Below are 19979 nucleotides of genomic sequence, written 5' to 3'. Positions count from 1 at the left end.
CATTGATTTTTTAACGGGCTAATATTTTAACACGAATTACGATAAATAATGGCGCTACTCATTTAATTAAAACTTTGCAGCAACCCGTTACATCAAACAATTAAGGCACATACTAATAACACAACACACTTAGTGACATAGCAGCGACTATGTTATTATATTGGCTAATTATCTTGTTAAAAACTTCATTATTATATTGCCCATGCCAAATATTGCTACTTGCTTTACGCCATTTTCAGCGCCTGTAAATCACATGGCGCTGCCAGAAAAATTTACTTTTCCTTTTTACTATGAGCCTAAAGCAATTGCTGTAGCAGCAACCGAGCAGTTGCAACAACAGCTCGAAACACAGTTAGAGTACTTGGCAAACCCAGCTAATAATGAAGAGTCGGGTAAAATGTTTGGCGTACTCGTGGTGCAAAATAATCAGCAACAGCTTGGTTATTTAGCCGCTTACTCGGGGCAACTTGAGGGCGTAAGCAGTAAAATTAACTTTGTACCTGCCGTGGCCGATATGCAGCTACACGATGCTGAGTATTTAGCACAAAGCAGCATTATTAATAATATTAACGCCCAAATTGAGCAGCTAGAAAATAGTGAGCAATTTAGCACTCTTAATAACGCATTTAACCAAGCCAATGCCACTTATCAGCAGCAGTTAGAAGCGCAGCAAGCGGTAATGCAAGTTAGCCGCCGAATGCGTAAACAACAACGCACTGATGCAAGCACTCAGTTATCCCCAACTGACTTTGAGCAGCTAAAAATTCAGTTAGCGGGGCAAAGTATTGTCGAAAAAAAGCAACTACAAGCACTAAAGCAGCAATGGCAAAGTAAGCTCGACACCCTGCAGCAAGCTCTAAATAATATTACTGATGAAATTGCACACTTAAAAAAACGTCGTAAAACACTTTCTAAAAGCTTACAAAAAAAGCTGTTTGCGCAATACCAATTTTTAAATGCTAATAACGAAACTAAAGATCTAAACGCTATTTTTGCACCCTTGCCTGAGCATACGCCACCAGCAGGCGCAGGAGATTGCGCCGCCCCTAAGTTATTGCAATATGCGTATCAACATAATTTAAAACCTTTAGCTTTGGCAGAATTTTGGTGGGGCGCTGCGCCTAAATCAGCTATTAGGCATCATAAACATTACTACCCGTCTTGTTATAGTAAATGCCAACCTATTTTAGGGCATATGCTCAATGGCTTACATGTAGAAGAAAATCCATTATTGATCAACCCTGCTATTGGTAAAGATTTAACTATTATTTACCAAGATCACGATATATTAGTGATCAATAAACCTGCTGAATTTTTGTCCGTTCCTGGGGTTAATATTGAAGACTCGGTTTATTTGCGCATTAAAACACAATTTCCACACGCTACCGGCCCGCTCATTGTGCATCGCTTAGATATGTCAACGTCAGGGTTATTAATTATTGCACTCAATAAAAGAGCGCATAAAGCCCTGCAAAAACAGTTTATAGAGCGTACCATCGAAAAACGTTACGTTGCTTTAGTTGCCGGAAATGTAGTTCAAAACAGTGGTACAATTGATTTACCTCTGCGCTTAGATTTTGATGACAAACCGCGCCAATTAGTGTGTTATCAACACGGTAAAGCATCCCTTACTACTTGGCAGGTGTTAGAGCGAAAAGATAATATTACCCGCTTGCACCTTTACCCTAAAACGGGGCGTACGCACCAGCTAAGAGTACATTGCGCGCATAAGTTAGGCTTAAATATGCCCATAGTTGGTGATGATCACTACGGTGAAAAAGCCAATAGATTACATTTACATGCCGAGTACTTATCGTTTTGCCACCCGATTAATCATCAGCAGTTAGAGTTTGAAGTAGCGCCCGACTTTTAAAAATGGTCGAGCCTAGGCCCATTGACTTCTTATTGTTTAAATTTGCTCTCAGGGTGTTTTGTTTAAACGCCTTGGGAGAATACCTGCAGCGTAATTTCTTTCACCACAGGTGCTACCGATAAAACCAGTAACGCCGACATAGTATAATTAAAGTAGCGTCTATAACGTTCAGACTTTAATACTTGCTTTAATAATGTACCAAAAAACAACCATACTCCTGCACACGGAAAAGCAACCAACAAAAACGTCAGCGCTAATGTAAAACTTTGCCCGTAATAACCTGCGCCAACGGTTGTAAACGCCGCAATAGCACCAGTGGCTACAACCCATGCTTTACCATTTACCCACTGAAATAGTGCTCCTTTTATAAAAGTAAGCGGCTTGGTTTGACTGTTTGTTGAGTTTACACTGCCAGATTTAGCAATAAGCCATGCTAAATACAGCAAGTACAGTGTTCCTAAGCACTTAATAATTAAATGCAAATTAGGGAACAACGCAAATAATTGCCCAAAGCCTAAGCCTATCAGTAGTATCATTAAGGCAAAACCAATACAGATCCCCGTAAGTAAAGGTAGGCTTTTTCGCACGCCAAAATTTACCCCTGAGGTCATAAGCATGATGTTATTTGGCCCAGGAGTGACCGAAGCTGATACAGCAAAAAATACGGTTGCAACTAAATAATCCATAAGCACACCTTATTAAAAGTCCTTTATTTAAATTTAACTGCCCGACTTAATATTTACCACCTTAAGCTAAAGCCTTATATTTATACCCTACACTTAAAATTATCAAGCGTAAATAAATGGCTAGTCCAATACACTTTTATCAATAATACCTTTGGCAATTAACTGTTTTAAAATTGTGCGGCATTTTTCACGGCACACATCGCGCAGTAAACGCACCGCGGGAGTAATTGACTGCCTGCTTGGGCAAATAAGCCATAACTCACCGCTAACATGTTGATAATTTGGCATCACCGTAACCACCCTATCGGCCAGTAAATCATCTGCTATATCGAGCGCTGACTTAACCGCCAGCCCCTTACCTGCAACGCACCAGCGCCTAACTAAATCGCCATCGTTAGAGGCACGCTTACCTTGCATTTTAACTTTAAACTTACTTTGCCCGTCGGTAAATTCCCAGCTGTTATTTATAATGTCTTGTAGTTGATAAAACATGCCCTGATGACGATTCAATTCGTCTGGGTGATTGGGGCTACCATGTGCTATTAAGTATTCTTGAGTGGCGCAAAGGAGCCGTGGTACGTTACAAATTTTAAAACCATACATATTAGTATCGCTCGGAGATCCATAACGCAGCGCTATATCGACCGAATCACGATAAAAATCAACGTTACTGTCGCTTATATGCGTTCTTAAACTGAGTTTAGGATAATTATCCATAAGCTCATCAATCCAGGGGATCACTAAATTACGCCCAAAATCTGATGACAGTGCAACGCGCAGCTCTCCCTCAATTTCATCATGTTCGCCTTTGAGGTTTTGTTTTGCTTGCTCTAGCACTGCAAGTGCTTGCTCACACTGAGGAATGTAACGCTCACCCGCTGCCGAAAGGCGTAAGTGGCGTGTTGTTCTTATAAACAGCTCACTGCCAAGGGCTAACTCTACACGTTTAATGGCAGCACTCGCGGTTGCGGTGCGCATATCGCATTTTGCTGCGGCTAAAGTAATGCTTCTAAATTCTGCAACTTTTAAAATAAGTTTAAGATCGTCTATCTGCATATTATCTATTTTTATTTGATAATGTTTCAATTATTATGCTGTTTATTTTTCACAAAGCAAAGCGTATATTAGCTGCCATTCGCACTAAGCACTTATTACTCTAACCAATCGTTAATTTTTATCTGTTAAGTATGATTGTTTTAAAGTTAAATTTACCCGGAGAAAACCATGACTCACCCTATTATTAGCGATTTAGAAAAACGCCACACGGCCAAACATTATGATGCAGCTAAACGTATTAGCGATCACGACCTTAACGTAATTTATGAAGCTATGCGTTTATCGCCTTCATCAATTAACTCACAACCGTGGAAGTTTATTGTTATTGAGTCTGATCAAGCTAAGCAACGTTTTCATGACAGCTTTGCAAATATGTTTCAGTTTAATCAAAAGCACGCAAAAACAGCATCGCATATTGTGCTTTTTGCTCACAAAACTAACTATACCCGTGATGATTACGCACACGTTATAGACACAGATATTAAAAATGGTCGCACGCAAAGCGAAAACCGTGAACAAGCTTTTGGCGCGTTTGCGTTTGTAGATATGAATACCGATGAGCAAGGCAATAATGCAACTTGGACTAAAGCGCAAACTTACATTGCACTTGGTAATACCATGCACGCAGCAGCTCGTTTAGGCATTGACTCAACCCCAATGGAAGGCGTAGATGCGCAGTTACTTGGTGAAATTTTTGCGAAAGAATTAGATGGTTACGTATGTGATGTCGCATTAGCGCTGGGCTATCACGATAGCGCTGAGGACTATAATGCTAAGTTACCTAAATCGCGTTTAGACGCTGAGCAAGTAATTCAGGTTTTATAATCGCGTTTATCGCCCGTTTTTAATAATTTAAACCCCTGTTTAATTAAATTAAACAGGGGTTTTTTATTGCAGTTAACTTACTTTTTGTTGTGCAATTTGAATGTACTGCACTAAATCCTCTATCGATACCACTGGCATATTATGCTTATTTGCATAACCGCTCACCTCAGGTAAACGCGCCATTGAGCCATCGGGGTTAGTTAGCTCGCAAATAACGCCGAACGGCTTTAAACCCGCAAGTTGCATTAAATCTACAGATGCTTCGGTATGACCACGGCGTACCAGTACTCCACCCGTTTTAGCTTTTAAGCCAAATACATGCCCTGGGCGCGATAAATCCTCAGGTTTAGCATTGTCGGCTGTGGCGGCTTTAATCGTTGTAACTCTATCGGCTGCAGAAACGCCAGTAGTTACGCCCTCTTTGGCCTCAATGGTTATGGTGTAAGCGGTATTGTTTTGACTGGTGTTATGAGTAACCATTTGCGGTAGGTCGAGCTGTTTTATGCGCTCCTCCCCCATGCATAAACACACAATGCCGCTGCCTTCGCGGATCATCTCAGCCATTTGGGCGGTGGTTAAATGCTCGGCTGAAAATACAAAGTCACCTTCGTTTTCACGGTTTTCGTCATCAACAACCAATACGCCTTGGCCTTGCTGTAGTGCGGTAATGGCATTTTCGACGCGCGTTAACGGCTCGCCAAATTGAGTAAGTAGAGACTGAATCATCATTATATTCCTGATTAAAAATAAATAGATTCAGGACACTGAAAGGATCGATAAAATAAACTCTAAAAGCATTAAAGTATAAGTACCAACAATAACTTAAATTAAAAAACATAAATAGCACACAGCCAAAAACCACGCACTATTAACGCTATATTAAGCCATATTCTCTTTCATCCGGACTGTAACCGTCGGCTCTGGCATCTCACCAGATCTGCTGACCTTTGATATTATATAAAACAACAAAGCGCTCGCGGGCTTATTTAAACACTACAAATGTAATTGAAATAGTGAATTAAACATACCGCCGGTGGGGAATTTCGCCCCGCCCTGAGAATGTACTTAAATAACGAATTATAAAAGCCAGCTTATTATACCCCTGTACCGACACGTTATTCAAAGCCAATTAAGAGAGCGACGTATTTAATGACGCTTTTATTACTCTGCCTTCGTTTATATCGGCAATTAATGTGCAAGTAGCACCGTTAATTAAATTTAAGTTAGGTGCAATATGGCCTATATCTGCATCTATAATAACCGGAAACATACAGCCCCCAAGCGCTACATTTAATGCGTGGCGATAGTCAAATTCGGGGTTTTTGCCTTGTGTAATTTCACTGCGGCCGATAATTATGCCGTTAATGTCGTCAAATATACCAGCTAGTTTTAACGACAGTAAAAATCGCGCTACAGTAGTGGGGGTTAACTCTGAATTTTCTAAGTATAAAATTAGCCCTTCGGGCGCGCTGTGCTTTTTAAATTCATGCAGGTCTAAAAATGGTGAATCGAGTAATAAACCCACGGTATCTAGGCAGCCTCCAAATAAACGCCCCGACATTTCGATAGTACGCTGATCAAAGTAATTTAAGCATTGCCACTGAGTCGTCTCGGTATAATTAAATAAGGCTTCTGGGTGCTGTGCATAATCGGGGGCTACTTTTTGATAATGTGTTGATGGTGCCTGTGTAAACTCACTATTTGCTGCACAACTTAGGGTTTCAAATATTTGTAAGCAATACGGGCTTTTTTCATTTGGGTGCAATTGCATTAAATTGGCACAATGCAGCGTTGCCCATTGGCATTTAGCAGTGAGTGCACAGGCCACAGTACTCACATCTGAAAACCCCACAAGCCATTTGGGTTTAGCCTGTTTAATAGCATTAAAATCAAGTTGCGGCAGTATTTCCATCGCAAGTTCGCCACCAAAGGGAGGCATAATTGCATCAATACTATCGTCAACTAAAAAGCCCATTAACTGCTCTGCATGGGCTTTGGTAGCTAATTCTGCTGTTGCTTCGCTGCGCCGTAAAAACGCCCCCTCAATTACTTCATAGCCACGCTGTTTTAAACCGTTTATTACACTCTCTAAACGAGCATGATATTTAGCCGCGATCCCTTCTGAAAGCGAACACACCGCAATTTTAGAACCTACTTTTAAAGGTGCCGGGTAAAGTATATTAGCCATTATTTATCCTTATTTGAGAGGACGTTAAACCGTATTGATCCATATCAGCATAGATCAAATTGATGGCAGATGAATAACCTAAAGAAATTTTAGTTAAAAGTAATTGGTAGAGGGGGAAATGTGCAAGAATAAATTCAAACTAAGTTTTGCGCTAATTACTGAGTGTTAAGTGATTAGCGCAAAACATATAAACCTAAAATTTTTGATTTAACCAATTTCTAAAAAATAGTTAACTACGGTAAAGTAAATCCACATCCCCGATATATCAACAATTGATGCCAATACAGGGCTCACTAATACCGCGGGGTCTAGCTTAAGTGCCCGCGCTAAAATAGGTAATAACCCCCCTAGCGTAGTAGAAATAGTTACCTGAATAAACAATGCCACTGCGATGGCCATCGCAATTATATTTAAATCGAACCCACCGGCAGATTTAACATCGCTAAAAAATAAGATGCGAATAACCATTACGCCCGCCACCGCTAACGCAAGACACACTGCAATTTGGCTTTCTTTAAGAAATACAGCAAACCATTGTCTTTTTTTCAGCTCGCCTGTTGCTAACGCCCGTATTACCAAAGTAGCCGCTTGTGAGCCTGTGTTACCGCCCGCAGCCGCAATAACCGGCATGTACACTGCCAACAATACTAACTGGCTTAATGTGTCTTCGTATTGAGTAATAATTAACCCAGACACTATACCTAATAACGCTAATACTATGATCCAGCCAATACGCTGCTGCACATGCCCCAGTGCCGAGGTATTTAAATAACTTTGCGCTGTTTCAACTTCTGAGTGAATAAAACCCAACTGATGCGCATAGTGTCGAGCGAGTTTGTCGTAACCGTCTTTTTCTAAACGACTTATTAAGTCTTGTACATAAGTAATTGAACAGTGCTGTAAAATAGCAACCGCTTCTTCAACATCCATTATTGTTAATAAGTGCACTTGTTTATTATAGCTGTGCGCTAAAAACACTTTTCTAGCCGCCCCTATTTCTGCTTGAGAAAAGTGTGGGTTATTTTCTACGTAGTTTTTGCTCATTACCGTCATGGCGAATCTCCCGATTGGCTAATGCTAGGCTAATTGTATTTTATTTAAATTAATAACATGGCGTTCAAACAGTTAAAACTACTGCTTAGCTAATAGCCATTAATTAGGAGTAAAACACATTAGCATAAGGTAACGACCATCAAATAATGAAACTATATGACTGATTAAAATACCAGCGTACTAGTAACTATAATCAGCACTTTAATAAGGCTAATTTCATTATTTATATCTAGGTGTCTGAGAGAAGAAAAATAGGAAAGAATAAAATTACTCTACCGCTTAGGTAGATTTATAGAAGATAAATACCAATACGGGTTATTTTTCTGCCCTCAATCTAGAGGGATGGTCGGTATCGTTCATAAATATCTCCGAGTAAACTGCTTAATTTGCAGCCTGTATATGGTAACAAAGTAAAATTTTTAAGGCCAATTTATAAGGGCTGTTTTAACACTTTTAAACACTTTAAAACAAAAAAGCCAGTGTATTAATACACTGGCTTTTATTTACACGTAAAGTGAGTTATTAAATATACTCAACCTCGATGATTTCGTATTCAACGGTGCCTTTAGGGGTTTCAATGTTCACAGCATCATCTGCTTGCTTACCAATTAAACCTCGTGCGATCGGTGAATTAACCGAAATACGATTATCTTTAATACTTGCTTCGTCATCACCAACAATCTGGTATTTAACTTCAACATCAGTTTCAACGTTGACAATAGTAACTGTTGTACCAAAAATAACTTTGCCGGTATTAGGCATTTTAGTTACATCAATTATTTGTACATTTGAAAGCTTAGCTTCAATTTCTTGAATTCGGCCTTCACAAAAACCCTGTTGCTCACGCGCAGCGTGATACTCAGCATTCTCTTTTAAGTCACCATGCTCTCGTGCAACTGCAATATCGCTGACGATTTTAGGACGGGTAACTGTTTTTAATTCGGTAAGTTCTTTGCGCAGTAAATCTGCACCACGAACTGTCATCGGAATTGTTTGCATACTTTTTCTCACTTAATCCCAAGGCCGCAATTTAACGGCCTTGGCACATTTCCTTAGTTCAATCGCAGGTGTAGTTCTTGAACTGACGTCACCTTCCCACGGTCATCTGCTTGGTTTGCTGTACAGTTTGCAAACGCCGCATTTAAGGTCGTAGTATAGTTGGTTTTGTGCTGTAAAGCACCACGACGTAACACCTTCGAATCTTCAATCGCTTGGCGACCTTCTGTGGTATTAACAATATAGCTATACTCGCCACTTTTGATTCTATCAAGAATGTGCGGGCGCCCTTCAAATACTTTATTTACACGGCGAACCGCAATGTCAGCATTTTCAAGTGCAGCAGCTGTACCACCTGTTGCATCTATTTCAAAACCAAGGTCTGTCATGATTTTAGCTAGTTCAACAATACGTGGCTTATCGCTATCACGCACGGATAATAGCGCGCGACCACCGCGTGGTAAAGTATTGCTTGCACCTAATTGTGCTTTTGCGAACGCTTCGGCGAAAGTATCACCAACACCCATCACTTCACCGGTTGAACGCATCTCAGGGCCACGGATTGGATCCACACCTTGAAACTTAGCAAATGGTAAAACAACTTCTTTTACGCTGTAATATGGAGGAATAACTTCTTTAGTTATACCTTGGCTTGCCAAAGACTGACCCGCCATACAACGTGCAGCTACTTTTGCAAGTGCAACACCGGTTGCTTTTGATACAAACGGTACGGTACGTGCAGCACGTGGGTTAACTTCAATTAAATACACTAAGCCATCTTTTACAGCAAACTGAGTATTCATTAAACCAACAACACCAAGTTCAAGTGCCATATCAGTAACTTGCTTGCGCATTACATCTTGTACTTCTTGCGATAGCGTGTGAGCCGGTAATGAACATGCTGAGTCACCTGAGTGAACACCCGCTTGCTCTATGTGCTCCATAATACCGCCAATAATTACTTGCTCGCCGTCGCAAATTGCGTCAACGTCAACTTCAATCGCGTTATCTAAAAAGCGGTCTAGTAATACTGGTGCTTCGTTTGAGGCTTGTACTGCTTCGGTCATGTAGCGACGTAAGTCTTGCTCGTCGTATACAATTTCCATGGCGCGACCACCTAGTACATACGATGGACGTACTACTAATGGAAAGCCAATTTCAACTGATTTTAAAATTGCTTCTTCAGTTGATGTTACCGTAGCGTTTTCTGGTTGCAGTAGATTTAAACGCTCAACTAATTGTTGAAAACGTTCGCGGTCTTCTGCACGGTCTATTGCATCTGGCGATGTACCAATAACTGGCACGCCATTCGCTTCAAGTTCACGCGCTAATTTAAGCGGTGTTTGACCACCGTACTGCACAATTACACCCACTGGCTTTTCAACACGTACAATTTCTAGTACATCTTCAAGGGTAATTGGTTCAAAGTATAAACGATCTGAGGTGTCGTAATCGGTAGATACCGTTTCAGGGTTACAGTTAACCATAATGGTTTCATAACCGTCTTCACGCAGTGCAAGCGAAGCGTGTACACAACAGTAATCAAACTCAATGCCTTGACCAATGCGGTTAGGACCGCCACCAATCACCATGATTTTGTCACGGGTTGTTGGGTTAGCTTCACACTCTTCATCGTAAGTTGAGTACATGTAAGCTGTGTCTGAACTAAACTCTGCAGCACAGGTATCAACACGCTTGTATACTGGTAGAATGTTTAGTAAATGACGCTTTTTACGAATTTCAGCTTCTGATACGCCTGCAATTTCTGCAATACGTGGGTCAGCAAAACCTTTACGCTTTAACTTGCGTAGGAAGTCGGCATTTAAGCCTGCCATGCCTACGTCGCTAATTTTTGCTTCGTCTTTTAAAATGTCTTCTATTTGTACTAAGAACCAGCGGTTAATTTTTGTCAGCTCGTAAACATCCTCAACGCTCATACCATGGCGCATTGCATCGGCAATATACCAAATACGCTCTGCACCTGGCTCGCGTAGTTCACGAATGATAATTTCTTTTGCTTTAGGGTCGTCAAGCGCCACAATTGGGTTAAAACCAGTTGCACCCACTTCAAGGCCACGTAATGCTTTTTGTAATGACTCTTGTTGGTTACGACCAATCGCCATTACTTCGCCTACTGATTTCATTTGCGTGGTTAAACGGTCGTTCGCACCGGCAAATTTTTCAAAGTTAAAGCGAGGTATTTTTGTAACTACATAGTCAATTGCCGGCTCAAACGACGCGGGTGTTTTACCGCCAGTAATATCATTTTGTAGTTCGTCAAGTGTGTAGCCTACGGCTAATTTTGCAGCAATTTTAGCAATTGGGAAACCCGTTGCTTTTGACGCTAATGCTGATGAGCGTGATACGCGTGGGTTCATCTCGATGATAACCATACGGCCATCTTCAGGATTAATACCGAACTGTACGTTAGAACCGCCTGTTTCAACACCAATTTCACGTAATACCGCCATAGAGGCGTTACGCATAATTTGGTATTCTTTGTCGGTTAATGTTTGCGCTGGTGCAACTGTGATCGAATCACCCGTGTGCACACCCATAGGGTCAAAGTTTTCAATGGTACAAACAATAATACAGTTGTCGTTTTTATCACGTACAACTTCTGTTTCGTATTCTTTCCAACCAATCAGTGATTCATCAATTAGCAATTCGTTCGTTGGCGATAAGTCTAAGCCACGCTCACAAATTTCTTCAAACTCTTCTAAGTTATACGCTACACCACCACCGGTGCCGCCCATAGTAAAAGAAGGCCTGATAATACACGGTAAGCCAATGCGAGTAATGATGTCTCTTGCTTCATCCATTGAATGAGCAATTTCAGCACGTGGGCATTCTAAACCAATGTTTTTCATTGCTGTATCGAAACGTTCGCGGTTTTCTGCTTTGTCGATTGCATCTGCTGTTGCGCCAATTAACTCAACGCCGTGCTTAGCCAATACGCCGTGCTTGTCTAATTCAAGCGCACAGTTTAATGCTGTTTGCCCACCCATAGTCGGTAGGATTGCATCTGGCTTTTCTTTTTCGATAATTTTTTCTACAACTTCCCAGTGAATTGGTTCGATGTACGTCGCATCTGCCATATCAGGGTCAGTCATAATTGTTGCTGGGTTTGAGTTAACTAATATAACTCGATAGCCTTCTTCTCTCAGTGCTTTACACGCTTGTGCACCAGAGTAGTCAAATTCACAAGCCTGACCAATAACAATTGGGCCTGCGCCTAAGATAAGAATGCTTTTTATGTCGGTACGTTTTGGCATTATTACTCCGGTTAAATTAGTGTTTACGCGCTTGCATCAAATCGATGAAGTGATCAAATAATGGGGCGGCATCGTGCGGGCCTGGGCTTGCTTCAGGGTGACCTTGGAAGCTAAACGCTGGCTTATCTGTACGATGAATACCTTGCAAAGTACCGTCAAATAACGATGTGTGCGTAGCACGCAGGTTATCAGGTAGCGTAGTTTCATCGGCAGCAAAACCATGGTTTTGTGCGGTGATCATCACTACATCACGTTCTAAATCTTTAACTGGGTGGTTGGCACCATGATGGCCAAACTTCATTTTGACTGTTTTAGCACCTGAGGCAAGCGCTAATAATTGATGGCCTAAACAAATACCAAAAATAGGGATTTCGGTTTCTAAAAGGGTTTTAATTGCATCAATGGCATAAGTACACGGTGCTGGATCGCCCGGGCCATTAGATAAAAAGATACCATCAGGGTTTAATGCTAGTACGTCAGCGGCAGAGGTTTGCGCTGGTACTACAGTCAATTTACAACCACGATCTACAAGCATACGTAAAATATTACGCTTAACACCGAAGTCGTAGGCAACAACATGAAACTTTTCATCAGCCGCGTTTAAGGTTTTAAAACCTTCGCCTAATGTCCAGCTTGATTCGCGCCACTCAAACATTTCCTTGGTTGAGACTACTTTTGCTAAATCCATACCTTTTAAGCCTGGGAAGGCTTGCGCGGCTTGAAGCGCTTTGTTTTCGTCTAATTCGTCACCGGCTATAATACACCCGTTTTGAGCGCCTTTATCACGCAAAATACGCGTTAGTTTTCTGGTGTCGATGTCCGCAATACCTAAAATATTACGTTGTTTTAAGTAATCATCTAACGATTGCTCGCTACGAAAATTACTTGCTAGCAGTGGCAAATCACGGATCACTAGGCCTTTGGCCCATATTTGATTCGCTTCTTCGTCTTCGCTATTAGTACCCGTATTACCTATATGTGGGTACGTCAAAGTTACGATTTGTTCCGCGTATGATGGGTCAGTCAAAATTTCTTGATAACCAGTCATAGACGTATTGAATACTACTTCACCTACTGACATGCCGTCAGCGCCGATTGCAGTACCGCGAAACACTGTGCCGTCTTCTAGGACTAACAGAGCGGATTTAGTCAAATTAACCTCCTAACAGTAAAAAACGAGGCTAAGCAAAATGCTTAACGCCCCGCCAATACCCAGGCGATTGTTAAAGCGAGTTTTTGTGGATAAAGTTATTTTATAAACAGTGTTAAATGACGCCGATAACGAGCTTTAAACCTTAATCATTTTTTCTTGCCTTAAAACGACTTTATTCCCACTGAACCCTGCTTTTTTCAAGCCACTTGGGTATAATTGGAAACACGCGATTATTAATTTTTGGCAAATTGGCTGCATTTTACATTAAGTTTTCTTTTAGATCTAACGCTATTTAGTAAATTATAATAAATAACTGCTTGTACCTTTATTCAGACCCAAACAGCCGAAAGAACAAGTTAACTACTTCAAATCTAGCACATCTTGCATATCATAAAGTCCTGCGGGTTTATTTATTAACCAGCCTGCAGCTCTTATAGCACCTAATGCAAAGGTCATTCTTGAGCTTGCTTTATGGGTTAATTCGAGTCTTTCGCCCATTGTTGCGAAGTATGCGGTGTGTTCACCTACTATGTCGCCACCTCTGAGCACCGAGTAACCAATTTCATTTTGCGACTTAGCCTGCTCAACTTTGCTGCGGTCGTATACGGCAACTTTGTCGTGATCCCAGCCTTTTGCATCTGCAATGGCTTCGCCAATGGCCAGCGCAGTACCCGACGGCGCATCTATTTTATGGCGATGATGCGCTTCAAAAATTTCAATATCCATATCATCGCCAAACTTTGTAGCGGCTGTTTGCACTAAATTAAGTAATACATTTACCCCCACACTATAATTGCGCGCAAATACGATAGGAATATGGTTTGCAGCCTCGTGTAGCAATGTCATATCGGCTTCGTTTAGCCCGGTGGTACCAATTACAATAGGGACACCTTGCTTAACCGCTGTTTGTAAATGTGTGCGCATGCCGGCTGGCAAAGTAAAATCAATTAATACATCAACATTCGTAATATTAGCTTCATCGCTAAAGGTTACTGTTTTATCTGCAGCACTGTTGAGTTGATTAACATTAATGCCTAATAACGGTGAACTACTGCGCACATAAGCGGCTGCAAGTTCACTATGCTCTTTTGTACTTGCTGCTTCTAATAAGGCTGAGCCCATTCTGCCGTTGGCACCAAAAACACCGATTTTATTTTTTGTCATTACCTTACCTAATATTTTAATTTGCAGCACCTTGTGGCTCGCGCGAAGATACTATTGGTCAATTAACACTATTTACTAGGCTAGATATTACCTAAATAGCATGTAATAGTCAGGTCACACTTTTAATTTAAGTAATAATACCAGTTTACTTTAGCCGTCTATACATTTAAACTTCTTTTCAGCGTCGATTTGGTCTTTGGCTTGCGGGCGCAGTGGTCTCCTAGTTTAAGTACAGTGGAGGATTCGCTAAACACAGCTAAAAGAGGAGTTTTTGGCTGTGATCTTTTTTCAATAATACGAGGAATATGATGCAGCCATCATTTAACAAAAATAAAGCAATACTTTCTTTGCTTCCCCTACTTACCTTTGTAGCGATATTTTTAGGCTCAGGCTTATATTTACAATCACAAGGGGTTGATTACGCTTTTTATCAATTACCTGCACCTGTTGCTATTTTACCCGCCATTATTCTGGCTTTCATTTTAAATAAAACCTCAATAAACCAAAGCGTCGAAACCTTTATTAAAGGCGTAGGTAATAACAACATAATTACCATGTGTTTAATTTACTTATTAGCGGGTGCGTTTTCTGCTGTTGCCGGTGCCACAGGTGGCGTTGATGCGGTTGTTAACGCTGGTTTGTCAATTATTCCACCTTCTTTATTGCTCCCTGGATTATTTTTAATTGCCGCCGTAATTTCCACCGCCATGGGTACTTCAATGGGAACTATTGGTGCCATTGGCCCTATAGCGTATGCAGTGTCGGTTAAAACCGGCATAGATCCAGCACTCATGGCCGGTACTATAGTGTCGGGCGCGATGTTTGGTGATAACTTATCGATTATTTCAGATACCACTATTGCGGCCACCCGTACTCAGGGTTGTGAAATGAAAGATAAGTTTAAAGAAAACCTTAAAATAGCTATTCCGGCCGCCATTGTTACAATTGCGTTGTTGTTATATTTAACACCCGCTGCACAAGTTGTTGAAACCAAAGATTACGACATTTTATTAGTGTTGCCTTATGCCTTTATTTTAGTGCTTGCGGTAATGGGCTTTAACGTATTTGTAGTTTTGCTTAGCGGTATTGTTTTTGCTGCACTTATGGGCTTTACTGGTAGCTATGAAGGCGCCAGCTTTGTAAAAGATATTTATAAAGGCTTTACCGACATGCAAGAAATATTTTTGCTGTCGATGTTTATAGGTGGTCTTTCTGAGTTTATTCGCCTTAATGGTGGCCTGGATTACATAGCGAAAAAAATCCAAGCAATTACTAAAGTGATTGCTAAGTGGCATCGAAAAGTGGCTGACCAACTCGGTATAGCGGCGTTAGTAATGGCCAGCAATATGTGTATTGCTAATAATACCGTGTCTATTATTGTTACCGGCCCAATTGCTAAAAAACTTGCTGATGATGGTAATATTACTGGTAAACGCTCGGCTAGTTTGCTCGATATATTTGCCTGCGTAACGCAAGGGACCCTGCCTTATGGCGCGCAAGCATTGCTACTTGGAGCTACATTTAAAATTAGCCCATGGGAAGTATCAACTTCTTCTTATTACTGTTTTATATTAGCTTTTAGTGCTATTGCGGTTATTTGTCTGCGCAGAAATAAAGCATAAATTAACGTTACTGTGTTGTAGCTTAGTGATTAAGCTACAACACAGTAATATAATAATTAACAAACCACTCCCCTTTGCTTATAATAGCGCTCCCGCGTGTCACACTAATTAGTATTATGAAACTAAAAAAATTACTTCCCGCTTTATGTTTAAGCACTTGCGCTTTATCTACCTCTGCTATTGCTGCTAACTGGAGCAGTACTGCTCTACACATTAATTATGGCGAGCAAACAAATCCATTCACAGAGCAAGAGTCAGATACCGCTGTGTATTCAATTCAGCACGCATCTGGTTATGATTACGGCGATAATTTTTTCTTTATTGATTACAGTAAAGACGACCTTGAAGACGGTTTTCAAGACCGTGATTTTTATGGCGAATGGTATTCAACCGTTAGCCTATCAGCTATTACCGGCCAACAGATTGGTTCAGGCGCGTTAATTGATGTTGGTTTAACTGCCGGTATTAACGTAGCAGGAGACGCCAAGGTAATGAAATATTTACCGGGTGTTAAATTAAGCTGGGATGTACCTGGTTTTAACTTTTTTCAGACATTGGTAACTGCCTACATTGATGACAGTGAAGGCGTAGCAAAAGGTGGTGCACCTATAGAAACTAATAGCTGGATGTTTGATGTTGCGTTTGATTACCCTTTTATGATCGGCACGCAAAAGTTTAATGTAAAGGGCCATGTTGAGTACATTGCTGAGCGTGAAAATGAATTTGGTCAAGATGTGCGTGCGTGGTTTTTAGCGCAGCCTATTATTACCTGGGATTTAGGCCATGCCCTTGAAATGAAAGAAAACACTCTGTTGCTAGGGATGGAGTGGCAATATTGGCATAACAAATTTGGCACTGATGTTACAGAATCGGTACCACAACTTCATGTTGAGTGGACTTTTTAAGCTTTAACTAGGGTCTTATATGGACTCCCTAATAGCTCTTTACTCAATAAATAAAGATTAGCACTGAATATAAAAACCCTGTAAGTAAATTACTTACAGGGTTTTTATTTGTAGTTAAACTAAATTACAGCTTACATTGTGGGTTTTTACCCTGTGCTCTTGCTGTTTTTTGCTCACCTAAAGCTTGGCTCATTTGTGCTTGCAAGTCTTTAATTCGGCTTGCTGGTGCTGGGTGAGTTGATAAAAACTCAGGTGTTGCGCCACCACCCGCTTTACTCATATTTTGCCATAAAGTAACTGACTCTTTTGGATCAAAACCAGCTTGCGCCATTAAATCCAAGCCGATTTCGTCAGCTTCTGATTCGTGCGAACGACTAAACGGCAATACAACACCGTATTGTGCACCCAAGCCCAAACCCTGCATAATTTCGTTACGATACCCAACATTACCCATTTCAAGAGCTGCACCGCCAATTTGCATGCCGGTTTGTAGCATTGAGCTTTGCGATACACGCTCGTTCGAATGCTCTGCAATTACATGCCCTACTTCATGGCCAAGCACTGTAGCCACTTGGTCTTGGTTAGTAGCCACTTTTAGCAGCCCCGTATGCACACCAATGTAACCGCCTGGCAATGCAAACGCATTCGCTGAGTCGTCTTCAAATACCACTACTTCCCATTTTTGCGAAGCGTACTGCTTAGGTAAAACAGCCACTACTTGCTCGGCAATACAATTTACATACGCGTTAGTTTGTGGATTTTTATTGATTGGCTGATTTTTTTTCATCTCAGCAAAACTGGCTGTGCCCATTTCACTCATTTGTTGATCAGAATAAAGCGCAATTTGGGTGCGCCCTGTTGGTGATGTTTTACAGCCAGCCAGCACTGCAGTAGCTAATATAGCTATCACGAGTTTTTTCATTATATTCCCTCAAATCATATTTTTTGTTAGCGCTAGAATAGCAAATACCACCGCAGTTTAAAATAATTGCTTTTTAGCAAGTAACAATAAAATTTTGTTGTTTATTTAACCTGAACTCTGGTTAAGAGATTTACTAACGTATTGAATCATAGTTATATTTAATTTTATTTTCTCTAGCCAGAGATTTTCAGTGAAAATAAGGCAAATTTACGCGTCAATAGCTGGCCTATTGCAAGTAAATTCAACGCAGTTAGCGCTGAAAATAGCTGCTCGAGATAGGTTTATTATCCGGATCTCAGGTTATTTACCCATTACAATTAACTTAGCAGGCAAACTAAGTTTATCCAATCAGCATGCCCTGTTACACTATACATCCTGTTTAGTAATGATTGAGTTTATACATGCCTGCATCGGCTTCGTCTTTTAACACCCGTATTTTATTGCCTTTACTAGCTAGTATTGTGGCAATTACGCCTTTAGCTATTGATATGTATTTACCGGCAATGTTAGTTATTGCGGGCGACTTACAAACCAGTATGCCTAACGTACAAATATCGTTAAGTATTTATTTAGCGGGCTATGCATTAGGGATGTTATTTTTTGGCCCTATTGCCGATCAAATTGGTCGCCGTAAATTGGCTAAAATTGGCTTAACTTTATTTGGTATAACGTCATTAGCACTTGCCTTTACTACCGATATATATGCATTTTGGGTCTTGCGTACCGTACAGGCATTTACCGGTGCAGCGGCAACCGTGGTAGTTCCTGGGATAATTAGGCATATTTACCAAAAAAACACCGCCAAAGGTATGTCTTATGTATCGATGATTATGATGGTAGCGCCATTACTTGCACCTTCAATTGGTTCGCTTATTTTAGGGTTTTCTGTTTGGTCTACCATCTTTTTAATTTTAGCGGCCTACAGCTTTATTATTTTAGCTTTTGTGCATGTGTATTTAATCGACATTCCTATTTTTAAAAATGACCTTAAAGGGCTGCCATTATTTTTTAATAGTTATAAAATAATACTGAGTAACAAAGATGCACGTGCCGACATTTTAAGCTCTATGTTTGTATCGTTTGGATTTTTTTGTTTTTTAACCTCAGTACCGTTTGTATATTTAGACTTATTTAAAGTATCAGAGCAGTTATTTGGCATTTTGTTTGCATTTAACGTTATAGCACTTATGTTTGGGAATTTTTTAAATACTCGTATTGTGCCGCGAATTGGCTCTCGTAAAATGCTCTACTACGGATTAATATTTGGCTTACTTTCGGGCGCTGCGTTACTTACTTTTAGTATTATGCAGCTGTCGCTTTACTTTATTGTTGGTGCTATTGCACCACTTATGATGAGCTTAGGCATAATAGCCAGTAATGCTGACTCACTTATTTTAATGAAGTTTGAAGCAAATACAGGCACAGCAACCGCAGTTATTGGTACGTTACGCTTTGGTAGCGGTGCTTTGGTCGGCCCCCTATTAGCTATACTACATGCTAAAAGTGCCGTGCCTTTTTCAAGCTTGATGTTTGGTGCTGTAATACTAACTGTTTTAGTGCAATTGGTTCACTATTTAAATAGCAAAAAAAATGCCTCAAATTGAGGCATTTTTTAAATCATTAATAACAACTTAAGCGTCAGCTGCTTTAGATACCATAACCATAGCTGGGCGCAATAAACGTCCGTTTAAGGTGTAGCCTTTTTGCATTACCGCTAATACTGTATTTGGCGATACATCGTTGCTTGGCTGAATTGACATAGCTTGATGAAACTCTGGATTAAACTGCTCACCCTGTGGGTTAACAATTTCAACGCCAAATTTTGCAACAGCATCGTTAAAGCTTTTTACCGTCATGCTAATACCTTCTAGCACAGGTTTTAGCGTTTCGTTTTCTTTATCAGAAAACTCAATTGCGCGCTCTAAGTTATCAATAACCGGGAGTAATTCGTTAGCAAACTTCTCTAGTGCAAATTTATGTGCTTTTTCTACATCTTGTGCTGCACGACGACGCATGTTTTCAACATCAGCAGCGGCGCGAACTACACCGTCTTTTTGATCTGCTATTGTTTGCTTTGCTACTTCAAGCTCTGCATATAACATTGCAATTTCGGCTTCAGGGCTTTGCTCTTGCTCTGCGTGTTCTTCTGCTGCTTGTACAGCGGCTTCAACATCAGCTTCCATTTTTGCTAGGTCTTCGTTTAGTTCTACTTCTTGTTCTGGGTTTTGTCTCTGCTCAGACATAAATATGTGCTCCAATTC

The 19979-nt window shown here is 40.6% G+C and carries 16 protein-coding genes and 1 riboswitch; of the genes, 5 read left to right on the top strand and 11 right to left on the bottom strand.

What is annotated here, in order from left to right; all coding sequences use genetic code 11:
- The first annotated feature begins 202 nt into the window (after positions 1–202).
- Entirely contained in the window at positions 203–1873 is a 1671-nt protein-coding gene (locus H5079_RS01240) for an RluA family pseudouridine synthase (RefSeq protein ID WP_182683337.1), read from the top strand.
- 62 nt (positions 1874–1935) lie between these two features.
- Here the strand turns inward: H5079_RS01240 and H5079_RS01235 are convergent, their stop codons facing one another.
- Both H5079_RS01235 and H5079_RS01230 read right to left on the bottom strand, forming a co-directional pair.
- Positions 1936–2559 (bottom strand): LysE family translocator, encoded by a 624-nt coding sequence (locus H5079_RS01235; RefSeq protein ID WP_011327920.1) that lies wholly within the window; start codon positions 2557–2559, stop codon positions 1936–1938.
- Positions 2560–2679: 120 nt separating this feature from the next.
- The gene (locus tag H5079_RS01230; protein WP_011327919.1) at positions 2680–3615 is read right to left on the bottom strand and encodes a LysR family transcriptional regulator; all 936 of its coding nucleotides are present in this window, start codon (positions 3613–3615) and stop codon (positions 2680–2682) included.
- A gap of 168 nt (positions 3616–3783) precedes the next feature.
- On the opposite strand from H5079_RS01230, the gene H5079_RS01225 reads away from it, so the two are divergent.
- A complete protein-coding gene (locus H5079_RS01225; RefSeq protein WP_086993412.1) occupies positions 3784–4440 on the top strand; it encodes a nitroreductase family protein in 657 nt (218 codons plus the stop codon).
- Positions 4441–4512: 72 nt separating this feature from the next.
- On the opposite strand, the gene ribB is transcribed toward H5079_RS01225, so the two are convergent.
- The 7 genes from ribB to dapB all read right to left on the bottom strand — a co-directional run bounded on the left by ribB (position 4513) and on the right by dapB (position 14269).
- Positions 4513–5166, bottom strand: a complete 654-nt coding sequence (ribB, locus tag H5079_RS01220; protein ID WP_011327916.1) for a 3,4-dihydroxy-2-butanone-4-phosphate synthase — start codon at positions 5164–5166, stop codon at positions 4513–4515.
- Positions 5167–5324: 158 nt separating this feature from the next.
- Positions 5325–5505: riboswitch (FMN riboswitch) on the bottom strand.
- 64 nt (positions 5506–5569) lie between these two features.
- Complete coding sequence (locus H5079_RS01215; RefSeq protein WP_182683248.1) at positions 5570–6628, bottom strand: S66 peptidase family protein; 1059 nt, start codon at positions 6626–6628, stop codon at positions 5570–5572.
- A 207-nt stretch (positions 6629–6835) separates the two neighbouring features.
- Positions 6836–7681 carry a magnesium transporter gene (locus tag H5079_RS01210; RefSeq protein ID WP_011327914.1) on the bottom strand — a complete coding sequence of 282 codons (846 nt, stop codon included), beginning with the start codon at positions 7679–7681 and terminating at the stop codon, positions 6836–6838.
- Positions 7682–8203: 522 nt separating this feature from the next.
- On the bottom strand, positions 8204–8680 hold the full coding sequence (gene greA / locus H5079_RS01205) for a transcription elongation factor GreA (protein WP_011327913.1): 477 nt from the start codon (positions 8678–8680) through the stop codon (positions 8204–8206).
- A 53-nt stretch (positions 8681–8733) separates the two neighbouring features.
- Positions 8734–11952: a carbamoyl-phosphate synthase large subunit gene (gene carB, locus H5079_RS01200; RefSeq protein ID WP_086993409.1), complete on the bottom strand. Its 3219-nt coding sequence runs from the start codon at positions 11950–11952 to the stop codon at positions 8734–8736.
- Between the two features lie 16 nt (positions 11953–11968).
- Complete coding sequence (carA, locus tag H5079_RS01195; protein WP_041454397.1) at positions 11969–13105, bottom strand: glutamine-hydrolyzing carbamoyl-phosphate synthase small subunit; 1137 nt, start codon at positions 13103–13105, stop codon at positions 11969–11971.
- A gap of 360 nt (positions 13106–13465) precedes the next feature.
- The gene (gene dapB / locus H5079_RS01190) at positions 13466–14269 is read right to left on the bottom strand and encodes a 4-hydroxy-tetrahydrodipicolinate reductase (protein WP_182683247.1); all 804 of its coding nucleotides are present in this window, start codon (positions 14267–14269) and stop codon (positions 13466–13468) included.
- Between the two features lie 308 nt (positions 14270–14577).
- Here dapB and H5079_RS01185 point away from each other — a divergent pair, with 308 nt between their 5' ends.
- Both H5079_RS01185 and H5079_RS01180 read left to right on the top strand, forming a co-directional pair.
- Positions 14578–15891 (top strand): Na+/H+ antiporter NhaC family protein, encoded by a 1314-nt coding sequence (locus tag H5079_RS01185; RefSeq protein WP_182683336.1) that lies wholly within the window; start codon positions 14578–14580, stop codon positions 15889–15891.
- A gap of 116 nt (positions 15892–16007) precedes the next feature.
- Positions 16008–16796: a nucleoside-binding protein gene (locus H5079_RS01180; RefSeq protein ID WP_182683246.1), complete on the top strand. Its 789-nt coding sequence runs from the start codon at positions 16008–16010 to the stop codon at positions 16794–16796.
- Between the two features lie 124 nt (positions 16797–16920).
- On the opposite strand, the gene H5079_RS01175 is transcribed toward H5079_RS01180, so the two are convergent.
- The gene (locus H5079_RS01175; protein WP_011327907.1) at positions 16921–17718 is read right to left on the bottom strand and encodes a M48 family metallopeptidase; all 798 of its coding nucleotides are present in this window, start codon (positions 17716–17718) and stop codon (positions 16921–16923) included.
- Between the two features lie 401 nt (positions 17719–18119).
- On the opposite strand from H5079_RS01175, the gene H5079_RS01170 reads away from it, so the two are divergent.
- Positions 18120–19322, top strand: coding sequence for a Bcr/CflA family efflux MFS transporter (locus tag H5079_RS01170; protein WP_182677029.1), 1203 nt, complete (start codon positions 18120–18122; stop codon positions 19320–19322).
- A 27-nt stretch (positions 19323–19349) separates the two neighbouring features.
- Here H5079_RS01170 and grpE read toward each other — a convergent pair whose 3' ends face one another.
- Positions 19350–19961, bottom strand: coding sequence for a nucleotide exchange factor GrpE (gene grpE, locus H5079_RS01165; protein ID WP_011327905.1), 612 nt, complete (start codon positions 19959–19961; stop codon positions 19350–19352).
- Positions 19962–19979 lie beyond the last annotated feature (18 nt).

Source organism: Pseudoalteromonas sp. SG44-5 (assembly GCF_014164175.1).
GTDB lineage: Bacteria > Pseudomonadota > Gammaproteobacteria > Enterobacterales > Alteromonadaceae > Pseudoalteromonas > Pseudoalteromonas nigrifaciens.
This window is presented reverse-complemented; position numbering and strand designations above follow the sequence as displayed.